The organism is Actinokineospora auranticolor (assembly GCF_041897805.1).
Classification (GTDB): Bacteria; Actinomycetota; Actinomycetes; order Mycobacteriales; family Pseudonocardiaceae; genus Actinokineospora; species Actinokineospora auranticolor.
Genome location: NZ_CP154825.1, coordinates 2,559,614 through 2,572,769, shown reverse-complemented (window position 1 = coordinate 2,572,769; position 13,156 = coordinate 2,559,614). Strand labels below are relative to the sequence as shown.

At 66.3% G+C, this 13,156-nt stretch carries 13 protein-coding genes; 1 reads left to right on the top strand and 12 read right to left on the bottom strand.

Annotated elements, in window-relative coordinates:
* Positions 1 to 22: 22 nt before the first annotated feature.
* From V5P93_RS11835 to V5P93_RS11815, 5 genes are all read right to left on the bottom strand, one after another.
* Positions 23 to 1,236 (bottom strand): IS3 family transposase gene (locus V5P93_RS11835; RefSeq protein WP_104483686.1). Its coding sequence is split into 2 segments (ribosomal slippage): positions 23 to 984 and positions 984 to 1,236, totalling 1,215 coding nucleotides; the frame shifts between segments, so codons are not numbered across the junction.
* Positions 1,237 to 1,263: 27 nt separating this feature from the next.
* Positions 1,264 to 2,169, bottom strand: a complete 906-nt coding sequence (locus tag V5P93_RS11830) for a DEAD/DEAH box helicase (RefSeq protein ID WP_104483684.1) — start codon at positions 2,167 to 2,169, stop codon at positions 1,264 to 1,266.
* Complete coding sequence (locus V5P93_RS11825; RefSeq protein WP_219824219.1) at positions 2,166 to 3,428, bottom strand: DNA methyltransferase; 1,263 nt, start codon at positions 3,426 to 3,428, stop codon at positions 2,166 to 2,168. The genes V5P93_RS11830 and V5P93_RS11825 overlap by 4 nt, the downstream gene beginning before the upstream one ends.
* 195 nt (positions 3,429 to 3,623) lie before the next feature.
* A complete protein-coding gene (locus tag V5P93_RS11820) occupies positions 3,624 to 4,880 on the bottom strand; it encodes an IS4 family transposase (RefSeq protein WP_374066483.1) in 1,257 nt (418 codons plus the stop codon).
* Complete coding sequence (locus V5P93_RS11815; protein ID WP_219824173.1) at positions 4,852 to 5,697, bottom strand: DNA methyltransferase; 846 nt, start codon at positions 5,695 to 5,697, stop codon at positions 4,852 to 4,854. The genes V5P93_RS11820 and V5P93_RS11815 overlap by 29 nt, the downstream gene beginning before the upstream one ends.
* Positions 5,698 to 7,088: 1,391 nt before the next feature.
* On the opposite strand from V5P93_RS11815, the gene V5P93_RS11810 reads away from it, so the two are divergent.
* Positions 7,089 to 7,919, top strand: a complete 831-nt coding sequence (locus V5P93_RS11810) for a winged helix-turn-helix domain-containing protein (RefSeq protein ID WP_104482855.1) — start codon at positions 7,089 to 7,091, stop codon at positions 7,917 to 7,919.
* A gap of 198 nt (positions 7,920 to 8,117) precedes the next feature.
* On the opposite strand, the gene V5P93_RS11805 is transcribed toward V5P93_RS11810, so the two are convergent.
* From V5P93_RS11805 to V5P93_RS11775, 7 genes are all read right to left on the bottom strand, one after another.
* Entirely contained in the window at positions 8,118 to 8,453 is a 336-nt protein-coding gene (locus tag V5P93_RS11805) for an STAS domain-containing protein (RefSeq protein ID WP_245931712.1), read from the bottom strand.
* Positions 8,454 to 8,668: 215 nt separating this feature from the next.
* Complete coding sequence (locus V5P93_RS11800) at positions 8,669 to 9,928, bottom strand: hypothetical protein (RefSeq protein ID WP_245931711.1); 1,260 nt, start codon at positions 9,926 to 9,928, stop codon at positions 8,669 to 8,671.
* 266 nt (positions 9,929 to 10,194) lie between these two features.
* Positions 10,195 to 10,995 (bottom strand): hypothetical protein, encoded by an 801-nt coding sequence (locus V5P93_RS11795; protein ID WP_104482854.1) that lies wholly within the window; start codon positions 10,993 to 10,995, stop codon positions 10,195 to 10,197.
* Between the two features lie 28 nt (positions 10,996 to 11,023).
* The gene (locus tag V5P93_RS11790; protein ID WP_104482853.1) at positions 11,024 to 11,389 is read right to left on the bottom strand and encodes a hypothetical protein; all 366 of its coding nucleotides are present in this window, start codon (positions 11,387 to 11,389) and stop codon (positions 11,024 to 11,026) included.
* Positions 11,386 to 11,856 carry a hypothetical protein gene (locus V5P93_RS11785; RefSeq protein ID WP_104482852.1) on the bottom strand — a complete coding sequence of 157 codons (471 nt, stop codon included), beginning with the start codon at positions 11,854 to 11,856 and terminating at the stop codon, positions 11,386 to 11,388. The genes V5P93_RS11790 and V5P93_RS11785 overlap by 4 nt, the downstream gene beginning before the upstream one ends.
* 4 nt (positions 11,857 to 11,860) lie before the next feature.
* Positions 11,861 to 12,220, bottom strand: a complete 360-nt coding sequence (locus tag V5P93_RS11780) for a hypothetical protein (protein ID WP_245931710.1) — start codon at positions 12,218 to 12,220, stop codon at positions 11,861 to 11,863.
* Between the two features lie 266 nt (positions 12,221 to 12,486).
* Entirely contained in the window at positions 12,487 to 12,921 is a 435-nt protein-coding gene (locus V5P93_RS11775; protein ID WP_374065887.1) for a hypothetical protein, read from the bottom strand.
* Positions 12,922 to 13,156 lie beyond the last annotated feature (235 nt).

The window sequence follows — 13,156 nt, the reverse complement described above, 5'->3', positions numbered from 1 at the left end:
CCTCGAAGTCTCCGGACAGCGGCTAAACAACGGTCGGTATCGCTGACTTTCGAGCGTGGTATGCGTGGTGCACTTCTCGTGGCGTGCGGTATCCGAGTGCGGAGTGTCTCCGTCGCGAATTGTAGCGGAGTTCGATATAGCGGGCAATGTCTCGGCGGGCGTGTTCGCGGGTCGGGTATCGGGTGCGGTGAACGAGTTCGTTCTTGAGAGTGGCGAAGAACGATTCCGCCGGTGCGTTGTCGTAGCAGATACCGGTGCGGCCCACGGACTGTCGGATGTGTAGGGACGCGAGAGTGGCGGCGAAGGTGGCGGAGGTGTAGTTGCTGCCGCGATCGGAGTGGAATATCGCGTTGTCGGTGAGATGGCCGTTCCGAACGGCGCGATGGATGGCCGTCTCGATCAACGGTGTCTTGTAGTTGTCGTCCATCGCCCACCCGGTGACCGCCTTGGTGTGACAGTCGATCACGGTCGCGAGGTAGAGCCATCCCTCATCCGTCGGAATATAGGTGATGTCACCCACCGCTTTTCGACCGGGTTCGGCGGCGGTGAAATCGCGGCGGACGAGGTCGGGGACGTCATGGACCTGGCCGTCGCCGGCGGTGAGGACGAACCGCCACGGCCGGGGCTGACACGGACGCAGCCCCAGCTCACGCATGACCTGACGCACCAACTCCGGCCCGCACTCCACGCCCTGGGCGACGAGATCGGCGTGGATCCGCCGATACCCGTACGTGCCGTCGGACGCCTCGAAAAACCCGACAACCAACCGTGACAGCTCACCCCGCCGCGCCGCGGTGCCCGACATCGGGCGAGTCCTCCATTCGTAGAACCCCGATCGGGAGACATCGAGAATCCGGCACATCCGTGTCACCGGCAACGATGTCGAGACGTCCACGTCCTTATCTGCGGCAGCGTGCTGTGCGTCGATGAACTCGAACCGGTCGCTCACCGATGATCCTTGGCAAAGTACGCGGCAGCTTTTTTCAGGAACTCGTTCTCCAACCGCAGATCACGCGCTTCCCGCTCCAACTCACGCAGCCTCGCCCGCTCCGACACATCCAACGGCGACTCGTCGCCGCCCTGCGCCGCCCGATAATCCTTGACCCACTTCCCTAGACTCACCTCACCGACACCAAGTTCCTTCGCCACCTGAGCGATCGGACGCCCGGTCTCGATCACCAACTTCGCCGCTTCCTCCCGATACTCCCGAGAGAAACTCCTCCTTGATCCCGCCAAAACCGTCTCCTTCCAGAGAACCCAATTCTACTTGGTCCACTGTCCGGAAACTTCGAAGCACCTCACTTGCGCGATGACGAGCATGACCGGGTTCATGCGCGGGATGCCTTCCTCGTCGCACCGTGCATGGGCGAGGCGCTCCTTGTAGCGGAGCAGGGTGACCCCGTCGAGGAGTTTGGTGTGGTCGTCGTTCCGGTCGTCCTTGCGTGCGACGAGGACAGGCGTCTTGACGAGTTGGTCCGTGATCGCACGGGCCAAGGGGTAGCGGTAGACGACGAGATTCTCGTCCGCCTTCGCAGGTGTTGCCGTCAGGCCGACGACGAGTTCGGGCCGCAGGTCGGTGATGGTCTTCGAGAACGCCGGGCCGCGGTAGCAGTGGTGCTCGTCGGCAAGGATGACCAGGTCATCGAGGTTGCTGAGCCAGTGGAACAAGGACCCGCCGAGCCACTCCTGGTACTCGTGTGTGGCGCGCCCTTCACCGGTCTTCGAGGTGAGTGCCTGGACGGTGAAGATGAACAGCTTGGTCCTGCTGTTGTCCTCCATCACCTTGCGCGTTGCCGGGCTTTTGAAGTTGTCGGCCGTGATCACGAACGGCTCGGACTCCATCGCGTCGGTCAGTGACTTGCGGTGGCCGGGGCTGAAGTTCTTGATGCTCTTATCCCGAATCGTGCGACCTGGGGCGAGGAGCAGGAAGTTGCGGGCGGGGTTCTCCAGGCCGGCGAAGTACTCGATGAGTCCGGCCATGACGTAGGTCTTGCCGACCCCGGTGGCCGAGTCGACGACGCACTCGAATGGGGCCTCTTTCGCATCGACGTCAAAGTGCATTGAGGTCATCGCTGCGACGCTCTCGACCGCTGCGCGGTTGGGCGTGCGCAGTTCGAGTCGGTGGGCGATCTCGGAGAGGAGGTCGTCATTGATGTGCATGCCGCTCATGAGTCGGCTCCCTCCGGTTGCTGAGTACGGCGCGTGAACGGAGAGGTCTTGGCAGCCCGTCGCCGATAGGTGTCGAGCACGGCCTCGGGGATCTTCGTCAGCTGTGATCCCTTTCGGGCCTTGCGAAGCGCCGCTTCGGCGTCTGGGTCGATCTGGGTCGCCCAGACTTCGACGATCTGCTTCTCGGGAAGTTGGTCGAGGATCGCCGCCACTGTGCCGTGCCCGACGAGGCCGTCCAGGATTACGTAACGCACCTGACCGCGCTTGGCGGCGAAGATCCCGTCAGGCCGGTAGCGAACGCCGAGTTGGGCGCACATGGCTCGCGCGAGGTCGCCCTGGGTGGCCCATTCAGCGAGGACGACGATGTCGGCAACGCTCTCGAACATCGACGGGCCGACTTCGAGGTGCGTGAATCCGCCACCGCCGTGCCAGAGGGTCGTGGTCTGACTTCTGGTCTTCGTGGCGTTCCGGAGAGCCTTTACTGCGTCCTTATCGACGTCGACAACCTTCATGACCTTGGTCAGGAGCCGGTTAAACTCCTGCGCCTCGTCGGGCGTCACATCGTCCGGCAGGTCGGCGTCTGCGAGGCGCTCCGTCGAGGTGGTAATCCCGCCTGGCTCATCGCCGTTCACTACCCGTGTAAGCCGTGGCTTCGTATAAGTAGCCACCGTGGCTGGGAGCAGCTCGACGGTTACCCAGCGGCGACCCATCTTGTGGGCAACCGCTGCGGTCGTCCCAGAGCCGCCGTAGCAGTCGAGGACGATGTCGCCGGGGTTCGAGCCGATGTGGATGACCCGTTGGAGCAGTTCCTCTGGCTTCGGGGTGGCGAAGGCGTGGAGGTCCGGGAACAAGTCTCGGACCTGGTTCTTGCCGCGCAGCGACCCGCCGACGTCCGATGCGAACCACAGTGTCTCCGGGACGCGTCCCTCATCGGCCAGGTGCTTCTTGCGCTGGATACGTTCCTTGTCCAGGTCGAGGAAGACCAACTCGGGCCAGGATCCCGCCTTGTACCTGGCGCGTGCTGCCTTGGCTGCGTCTTCCAACGGCTCGGCGAGCATGATGGCCGGGACGCCCGGCTTGACCAGCTCCGGGGTCGTGCCGCAGATGGTGGCTCGGCGTTCCTCATCGCCGATATCGCGCAGTTCATATTTGGCGTACTCGTTCATCTGCTCAAGGAACCAAGACTGCGCCTTGCCCCAGCATCGACCGGGGGTCGGGTACATCAACCCGCCGGTGGTCGGGTGTTGGATCAATGCCACTAACTTAGGCTAGGTGCGAGGATTCTGATGGTGGCCGGACCCTGATGTCGAACGCCTTGATGTTTGCCTTTTTTGGTGGGGTAGCGTTTATGGCGTCCACGTTTGGCCACACGGGGGTACGTTCGGTGCCTTCGGGCCGCGAGGTGTCTCTCGTTGATTTCCGCGCGGGTCTCCGATAACGCTCTCGCTTGGCGTTCAGGGGGAAAAATCCGCCTCGGCGGGGACCTGGCGTCGGATGACTCGAAGAGACCGCATGAAGGACAGTCGATCAGGGTCGACGTCGGCCTCGTCGGCCGCCGAGCACATCAAACGCCGAATGCCATAGTGTGCGAGCAGGAACGCCCACAGTTCCTGACGCACCATGTCGGGCGATCTCGACCGCAGCGTCTTACCCGATCCTTGTTGATGGGTCTTCATCTCATCGATCAAACCCTCGCATTCCCAGCGTTCATGGTAGGCGAGAGCCAATTCCATGGCGGTCGCCTCGGCCGGGTCGAGAATCGACGTCACCACGCACACGACCTCGGCCGCCCCGTCACCCGCCCGGTCGGGAACCTGATATTCGACCACCCGAACAGGTTGCGCATCCTCGGAACGACAATCCTCGCCGCGGCGGGCCTTATCGATCAGCCGATCCCGGCGCCCTCGGCGCACGGCCGAACTGACCAGGATCGAGCGATACGAACCGTCGGGCAACCACTCCAACACCGGCAACGTGACAGCCGAACTCACCCTCCACAGCAGGTCAGCGCCAGTACGACGGAACTCGTTCCACAGATCGAAACCGTAGAATCCCCGATCTGCGATCACCAGCATGTCCGGCTCGACAGACCCGATGATGTCTCTCGCGAGAGTTTTCTCGCTGGTCAGGCACCCGGCGATCGCGGCCCCCACGATCGCGCGGGAACCACACTCGCCCAACACGATCATCAACGCCCGCGGAAACGCGGACTCGACCGACTGATTACGCTGTCGACCGAACTCCGCCGCGTTCTCGGGCGTATCCGGAACATCCACGGAGAACCCATCCATCGCCATCAACCGACGCGACGCCAACCACGCCCCTGTGGTACCCCGCCCCGCCACCGGAACAGCGACCCGCTCAAACAACAGACTCAACGGCTCGACCCCCAACCGCTTCCGAGCCTTGGAAATAGCCGCCGTCGAGGGAACATTCCACTCACCACGCCACGAACCCACAGACCGCAACGACCCAACAAGCTTCCGCATCACCTCCTCGTAATCATCATCGAAAAACAGGCACATCCCCAAACAAAACCGCACCACCACATGCGCGGGAAGCAACCGAGACCGCAACTCGCGACGGCCCGTCTCGTTCAACACATCCTCGATCACATCTCGAGGAAAAACCTCCGCCAACACACCCAACGAGATCCGATCGGTCAACCGAACAGCCGACGAATCAACGACACCACCACGAACCTGCACCACGCGAGCCACCCGAAAATAATAGCAGCTCCTTGCTTAAGTTAGTGGCATTGGGGTGTTGGATGGCGTAAACCATCGGGTGATTGGTAGAAGCCTTCCCCGCGGTTGCGTCCCCGTCGCGCCACGGCACCGGGTCGCCGTCTCGGGACCGGTAGCGGGATGTATTCGAGGATGCAAGCCTCTTCATTCGGTTCGGTGCCCAGCGATCCGTCTTGCGGTACACCAGCAGACTGTCATGGGAGATCGAGAAGCCCGTGGTGTCGTTACGCGGCGAAGTGGCCTTCTGCCACACGACCTCTGCAACGAAGTTCTCGGAACCGAGTTCTTCGTCCAGCACCGAGCGGCAGCGGTGCACCTCGGCGTCGTCGAGATGCACCCATACCGAGCCATCATCGGACAGGAGCGGCTTGATCTGCCTCAACCGGTCGCGAAGCATCGTAAGCCAGATCGAGTGCTCGATGTTGTCGTCGTAGTGGGTGAACGCCTGCCCCGTGTTGAAGGGAGGATCGATGTACACCAACTTCACCTTGCCGAGGTAGCGCTCGGCGTACTCGGGGACCTTGTTGAGGACGTCCAGAGCATGCATGGCGTCGCCCGTGATGAGGAGGTTGTCGGTTGTGGGCTCGGGCAGCCCATCCGGCCGACTGTTGGGCGCCAGCGCTTCGACGCGCTCAGCCTCGTGCAGCAGCCGAACCTCAGAGACGCGGTAGTCGGCTCGATCGACGAACGTGTAATCGTACTTGCCGTCCCCCGTGGATAGCAGCGCCTTGTCCTTGTTCGTCCAGGTGAGCTCGAGCCCTCCGCTGTACCCCGCCGCCATGCAACATCCCGTCCACTACGTCCCTAGCCTGCTGGCACCAATCTTGTCCGAACAGCCGAGCGCCTGTCTGCGAGAGAGCCCGACTGATCCGAGATCACCCGAAGTATTCTTACGCTGCCACCCGCCCCAGTGGCCACCCGCACCAGCGAGCGGTCGCTGTGAGTGGATCGAGCGTGTCGCCCAGACCTGCAGACCAACCGTAGGTCCCGAAGGTCGCGCGGTGAGCGCGACGGCCAAGCACGGTGGTTGGAGTGCTCAGCACTGTGCACCGCGTTCGAGTTGGCCAAGGTCACGACTTGGTCACGGTCAGCAGCTTGGCATCGAAAATCGGCCTCCTATAGCGCAGGAGTTTCTGGGAACGATGAAGTGACGGCCGATCATCATCACCACTCGCCGAACATCGACGGACGTGATCACGGTACAGCCGGTCACGGCGAGGGCACGGTTCTGTTACTTTTGATCACCGCTGTCAATCTTGGCCGAGACCCCAAGGGCCAGGAGTGCCGGGGATCTCTCGGGCGCTCCGGCTCGGTATGAACGGCTTCCTCTACGCCCTGGCCGCCTGCCGCAACCCCGCGCGACTGCGCGAGGAGGGAGGGGACGGTGAGGTGGACCGGCTGACGCAGTGGTGGTCCGAACGCCGCTGCACGGAGTTCTTCTGGAGATGCCAGGGCGGCGGCCGGGAAACCGGCTGCGCTCGGACGGTCCCACGGTCGTTGGGGGCGGGAACCGGACGCAGGACGAGGTCTCCGTCGTAGGGGCCGTCGGCGGGTTGGTGGGTCATCCAGTCCCGGTGAACAGGGCGACCTCTCCCGCACGCCCGGGGTCCCTCTCGTCGATGATGTCCACCGCCGACACCAGAAGCCTCCACAGCCACTCCGGGCAACGCATCGGCGGTGCCTCGACTGAGGGTGCGAGGATGATCGTGTCCGAGGGAAGCCCTTTCACGCACACAGCGATGCCTCGGTGAGCGGCTGTGGCGGTCGGGCGAATCCCTCGGCGGGTTCAGGTTCGGCGGCGCGATGACGTGCCCCTACGGCCGTGTCGAAGGCTGTGGTGGCCGGATCGGGTGCGGTGTTGTTGGTCGCCATCGTTCCAGCACCCCTTCGGTTTTCTCGTTGTCGGCGAGTCGGCGGCCAGGGCCGGCCGACGTGTATGGACGCTTCGTGGCCGCGGTGCTGTCAAGGCCCCGGCTGCCGGAGTGCCAGAGACACGTCTCGACGCCCGAATTTTTCTTGACGTGGCTTGACTTCCCGAGGGGAAGGAAGCGTCCATATGCGTATGGCCCACCGGCCCGCGCCGTGTCGGAGCAGCGCTCGCACCGGCCGGGACAGCCGAAGCCTCCTGCTCGCCACAACGATCACGGCAACCTGGACAAGAAGGATTTGGCCATGCCTAACAAGAACCGCGTCCGCACAGCCCGCACCAGCACGGCGCGTCAGGAACCCGCTCTACGGGTGGTACCCGATCCGGCCGCGATGGCGACACGCACGGCGACGGAGGACAAGCTGTGGGCGGTGTTGCACACCAACCCCGGCACCACCGCCGTCGAGTTGTCCACATCGGCCGGTATCGGGAAGTCCACCGCGCAGAAGATCCTCGCCCGGTGGGCACACGAGGGATGCGTCACCCGCACGGCAGGCACTGCCGCCACCAGCAGTGGGCGCGCCGCCGACCTATGGACGATCACCGAGACCACCGCCGCCGAACCGAGCACGACCGACTCCGGCGCGGGCGACGGTCCCGACGCGGTCGACCCCGAGGGCGAAGACCACCCGGTCCCGACCTCCGACAGCGACGACGAGCACCTAGAGACCGACGTGCCGCAGGAGAACTCCGCGCCAGAGGACGCGCGGAGCAGGGCCGACACCGCCTCCGTCGCCGTGCCCGAGGAGACCCCGAACGCCGAACCGGCGCATTCCGCCGAGCCCGGCCCCATCTCCACGCCGGCAGAAGCCATCAAGGCTCGCGTGGGGAAAGCGCCGAGGTTGGCCCCGGGTGCGCTGCGTGGGCAGGTCGAGGACTACCTGCGCGATCACCCCACTCAGCGGCTCAGTCCCACCGAAATCGCCCGGGCCTTGGAAGGCAAGTCAGGGGGCGCGGTGAGCAACGCCCTCGACAAACTGGTCGCCGACGGCGTGGCGGTGAGGGTCCAGGACAAGCCGAGACGGTTTGCCCTCGCTCCGGTCGAGCAGCTCGTCACGACCGCGCTGGAGAACTGACCCGGCAACTCATCCTCGCCATCGTCGCCTTGACAAGGTTGTGCCCCGACGGGATCACTTGCCCGTCGGGGCACAACCTTGTCCTCCCGACATAGTGGGCGGGTAATCGCCGGTCGTCGAGCACTGCCAGACAGGTTCACGGGGACCCCTTCGCCCCCAGATGTCGCCGAGGATGCCCCAGACGGTGCCTTGGTAGGGCTACGGTCGACACACCTCTTGGAGGTCGGCGGCTAGGACGAGCGTCTGGTCCAGGCCGGTGATGTTGATCGCGCGGCGCACAGCACTGCTCTCGGGGGTGATCACCACCAAGCGTCGCCCCGTCTCGGCCGCGTGCTCGCGGGCGATGACCAGTGATCGCAGCCCGACCGAACCGAGGAATCCGACGTCGGTGAGGTCCACAACCAGGAGCCCGGTGGAGTCCTCGCTGGTGAACGCGTCGTGGAGGGCCTTGTCGAGAAGCGGCACCGACGCCATGTCCACCTCGCCCTCGACGCAGAGCAGGTCGTGGTCGGGACGGTGTTCGATCCTGGTCACGAGATGGGTGGTCCTACCGGCTCCCTCCAAGGCTCCGGTGTCCGTGTCGGGAATCCGCTGGACGCGCCGCCACCCAGGAACATCTTTCACCGTACAGGCCCTGTGGTCGGTGAGCTGATCACCGACCACGGGGTGCGCTGCGCCACTGGCGGCGCCCGACGTGATCACCCTGGCCTTTCGGCCGGTCAACGGCGTCCCGGTTGTCTTCGTGGGGGTCAGGGGGTGGTGTAGTGGGCGATGAGTGCCCGTACGGCGGCGGAGGCGGAGATGTCGAGCAGTTCGACGGCGTGGGCGGGGTTGTTGCCCTGGGCGTAGCGGTCGGCGTCGAGCAGGAACCGCAGCGCGGTCACGACCTCCTCGTAGGCCGGTGAGGCGCCGTCGGGCAGCTGGCGCAGGTTCGCGGTGGGAGCGGGGTCCACGAGGCTGTGCAGGATCTCGCGGACGGCGTGGGTGGCCATGTCGGGCAGGGGGCGCTGCTGGTCGCAGACCTCGTCGAGAACGATCTGCACGGTGAGGGCGATCTCGCCGCGGCGAGTCAGGTAGTCGGCCGTCACTGGGGGAAGGGTGGCGGTGATCGGTATCGGTGTGCCTCGAAACCCTGGTCGCCACGTGAAGGTGGCGGTCGCGGGGGCGCGTTCGCCGGGTGCGGGCAGGTCGGCGTCCGGGCCGGTGACGGTCTCGGCACCGCCGTCGGGTTGGTGCGGGTCGGGGCAGAACCACGGTCCGCCGCGCAGGCACGCCCGTACCCGTCCGTCGACGAAGGTGTAGGCCCACCAGCCGCTGCTGTCGGTCGCCAGCCACGGCCAGCCCGAGGTCTCACCCCGCCCGGCCTGGACGGCGAACTCGGATCCCGTCGCCAGGTGGTCGGCCAAGAGCGCTTGGACGGCCACCTCGTAGGCACCGGAGGTGGTGGCCGTGAGCATCTCCGAGGCCCTGCTCACGGTGGCGAGGATGCTCGGGTGTCCGGACTCGGCCAGCGATCCCAGCCAACGGGCCTGCGTGCCGGTACCGAGGTAGAAGTCCGCGTGCGCTCGTCGGGCGTGGCGGTCGCCCGCCGGGTACCAGGCCGGTGGTCCTCCGTCCTCCGGACGTGCGAGGGGCGGCGAGGCCGAGGGCACGGGCGAGACCGTGGGATCGACCCAGGCACACCTGGTCGGGTCCCACACCGCCTCGGTCAGGAGGCGGTAGGTGTCCGGGAGTCCGGGGCCGAGCATCCATCCGAGCCGCAGACAGTCGAGGTAGCCGGGCGACCATCCGGTCCACACGTCCCGCCCGCAGTCGGCGTGGTCCTCGCGGTCGCACATCAGCCGCTGCAGCCCGGTCACCAGGCACACAGCCTTGTCACAGCCCCCGTCGTCCTCGTCGTAGTCGTGCTCCCGGCCGACGGGGACATCGCAGTCGGGGCAGCGCCGCCGGTAATCGTGAAGCCGGACCCGGTGGCGAGGGCCGGGCCTGGGGGTGGTGCTGTCGTTCATCATGTCCTCTTTCTGCCGTGAAAGGTTCTAGGCCGTCTCGGTTGCGTCTGGGGTCGGCCACGCGTGGGCGGCGGCGATCGGCACCCGACCGGGGTCGATAGCGCACCGTCCACGACGAACACCGGGGCGGCCCCTTGTCGGGGCCGTGGTGGTTCAGTAGCCGGACAAGGTGGTCGCCATGGCGGCTCTATCTGGAATAGTTGTCATTTCCATTTGTTCTTTTGGCTTGCTGTCCTGGGGGCGGGCGGATCCCGGGTGGGCACATTTCAGCGGGTGGTGAGTTCGGCGCGCAGGTCCGCCAAGAGGCGGCTGTCGCTCGCCCGTCGCCATAGGTGCCAGCCGTTGACGGTGCACTTGGACACGTGGTTCGCGTGGGCGGTGACCGTGGACGCGGTGAGCGCGTCCGGTCCGGGGTGTACGACGCCGTGCTCGCCCACGGTGACGGTGTGTCCGTTCCAGACGAGCCGCTCGCCGACCTCGAGGAGCCTGGCGGTGACCAGGTCGGCGAGGGCGTCGGGCACGCGGCGAGGTGCGCGGCCCGCGGACTCGCGGTCGAGCCCGAACTTTCGCGTGAGGAGGGCGGGTATCGAGCTGCTGGTCAGGGTGACCCACTGGGCGTCGCTGAAGGCGGCGTCGGCGAGCCAGCGCATGTGCAGCAACGCCGACAGGGCGATCGTGTGCGGCCATCGCGCATCGACCGACGTCGAGGTGCCGACGGAATGCCACTGGCCTTGCATCGCGGCCAGGATCTCGACATCGGCCAGGGCGGGGTCGCCGTTGTCGGGGGCGTGCAGCCGCACGACCACGTCCCCGGTGCACAGCGCGGCGGGTGGCGGCGAGGGCAGCCACACCCCGGCCATCAGGTCGGCGATGTCGGTGTGGGCGGGATCGGGCGGCGGTCCGTCGCCGATCAGCCGCACCGGTGCGCCGGCGCTGTGGGTGGTGCGCACGGCGATCACGACCAATCCCCACGCCCCGGCGGGTGCGCGTATGGGCATGGGGTGCGGCGATGCCGGGATCAGCGAGACGGCCTCGGGCGGCAAGGCGTCGTGGACGGCGGTGTTCATTGTTTCGGTTCTCCTGACGGGAGGGCGGCTAGTGGGGGGATTCGTCGGCGATGCGTCGGGTCATCTCGTCGGCCCATCGGTCGATCTCGGCGTCGGAGCCGTCGCGCAGGCCGGTGAGCACCATGACGGCGATGTTCTCGCCGATCGGGTGGATGTCCGGGCTGTCGAGGACGATGTGGACGCCCTCGGAGGTGACGATGTGCCAGTCGCGTTGCCGGACGCGGTCGGCGCAGAAGTAGGTGCCGATGAGCACGCCGTGGCGGGTGACGTGCCCGTACCAGGTTTGTTGGGCGTCGGCGGGGTCGAAGACGATCGCGGTGACCTCGTAGCCGCCGTCCTCGGTGTGGCGGCGGGCGGCGAAGTACCGGTCGTCGGGGCCATCGGGCATGGTCATGGTGATCTCCTGGTGGGTGGGGTGAGGGTGAGCGCGGCGCGAGTCGGGTGTCCGGTGTCGGGGTCGCGCATGAGCGGCAGCGGGACCGGTCCGTGTCCGGGCGGGATGGGGGCGTCGGTGCGGGATGCGTGTGGCGTGGCCGGTTCCCACCGCACACCACCGCCCACAGTGGACAGCGCCCGGCGGGTGACGGGATCGAACGTGATGATCCACGTGCTGTGATGGCTGGTGTGCCACCGCCACGGCCATCCGGTCCGGCGCGGGTAGGCGTGGCCGATGTTCTCGCTTTCCCAGACGACGAACAGATCGGCGACGGCGGCGCGGTAGGTGGATTCGTCGGTCGCGGCAAGGGCGAGTCGTCCGGGTGGGACGCGGATCAGCCCGGCCGGTGCGCAATCCCATTGCAGGGAACCGATCCACTCGGCGCGAGACCCGCGCCCGACGTAGAAGTCCGTCGTGGTCGACATGTCCTCACCGCACCGTCGCGTTCCGCGCCACGCCTCGCACCGCGGCCTCGCCGGGCGAGGATGGACTACATGCGCATTCGGTGGGGCGCTCGGCGGACTTCCGGTTCGCCCCGCCGGGTCGGTTAGGGTCGAGATGGTCACCGAGATCGGCCAGGGTGGCGACGCGGGCGACCGGGACTTCCGTTGCGCAACCGGGACAACGATCGAGTAGCCACCACGATTGCCCGGGGGTGGCGTTGTCGGGGATGAACCGCCACGGGTGCGCGGTTAACGGGTCGGTGACGGTGATCAGGTCCCCGGGAACCGGCCCGGTGCGGGTGGGATAGGTGCGGTGGGGGTCGTCGGTGACGAGCACGGCGTCCACGGGCGTGTCCAGTGCGGCGGCGATCTCGCGGGCGACTCGGGCGCGGCGCGCCCACCGGTCCCATGTGTGGGGCGTGTCGTGGCGGCGGTGGAACCCGTCCGGGTCGGCGGCGCGCTGGGTGCGTGCGGCGCGGACCGCGCGTTCGACAAGTCCGGATGCGGTTGTGGTCATGGCGTTCTCTCGACTCAAGGGGCGGGAGTGGATGGGGTTCAACGGGTGGGCACGTTGTGGCCGACGGAGACTTTCGGGGGTTGCGGCGAGCGTCGTCACGATCCGCCCGGCGGTTCCGGGTTGGGGCGAGCCCGGCTGACTGCTTGCAGGAGCGCTGAAATCGACTCGTCGGTGTCGAGTGAGGCTTCGATGACAACGGTGACGGTGCGCCAGCGTGATTCTTCTCCGGCTCCGGCCCAACCCATCGCACGTGACTTGACACCGACTTTGGCATTGCCAAGCCATTCAACGTGACCGTTCCATGTCACGGAGTCGTTCTTGCCGGACGGTTCAAGCCTGGTCTTGACCGTCGAGTCCGTGTTGAGAACCTTGGCGATCTCGGTGACCGCGCCGATGGCACGGTCACGGGCGATCCGTTCCGGCCGCTGGCGCCTATGTGCGTCCGCCACCAATTTCCCGTATCGGTCAAGCTTGTCCACGATCATCGCGGCGGCGGTGGCGGGTGGTGTCGCGTACGGGATGAGCACCATGTCGCCCGACTCCCTTCGGAGGAACGGGGAGAGATCCCGTGGACACGTGGGGTCGATCCGGAAAGACCATCCCTGGTCGTCGTAGACCGGGCACACCGCCACGACAGCATCTCCACTGGGCGGGACCAACAAGTCGTGCCAGTGGTGCTCCCAGAATCCACTACGTCGCACGATCGGCGTGGCGTGGGACCATCCACCCGGCATCTCATCGGCGATGAGAACAACCGTTTCGTGC

Bases quoted from the DNA above. Each gene is read 5' to 3' on its own strand.
- V5P93_RS11830 (WP_104483684.1), bottom strand. From the start codon at position 2,169: ATGAGCGGCATGCACATCAATGACGACCTCCTCTCCGAGATCGCCCAC.
- V5P93_RS11815 (WP_219824173.1), bottom strand. From the start codon at position 5,697: ATGGCGGCGGGGTACAGCGGAGGGCTCGAGCTCACCTGGACGAACAAG.
- V5P93_RS11810 (WP_104482855.1), top strand. From the start codon at position 7,089: ATGCCTAACAAGAACCGCGTCCGCACAGCCCGCACCAGCACGGCGCGT.
- V5P93_RS11800 (WP_245931711.1), bottom strand. From the start codon at position 9,928: ATGAACGACAGCACCACCCCCAGGCCCGGCCCTCGCCACCGGGTCCGG.
- V5P93_RS11795 (WP_104482854.1), bottom strand. From the start codon at position 10,995: ATGAACACCGCCGTCCACGACGCCTTGCCGCCCGAGGCCGTCTCGCTG.
- V5P93_RS11790 (WP_104482853.1), bottom strand. From the start codon at position 11,389: ATGACCATGCCCGATGGCCCCGACGACCGGTACTTCGCCGCCCGCCGC.
- V5P93_RS11785 (WP_104482852.1), bottom strand. From the start codon at position 11,856: ATGTCGACCACGACGGACTTCTACGTCGGGCGCGGGTCTCGCGCCGAG.
- V5P93_RS11775 (WP_374065887.1), bottom strand. From the start codon at position 12,921: ATGGTGCTCATCCCGTACGCGACACCACCCGCCACCGCCGCCGCGATG.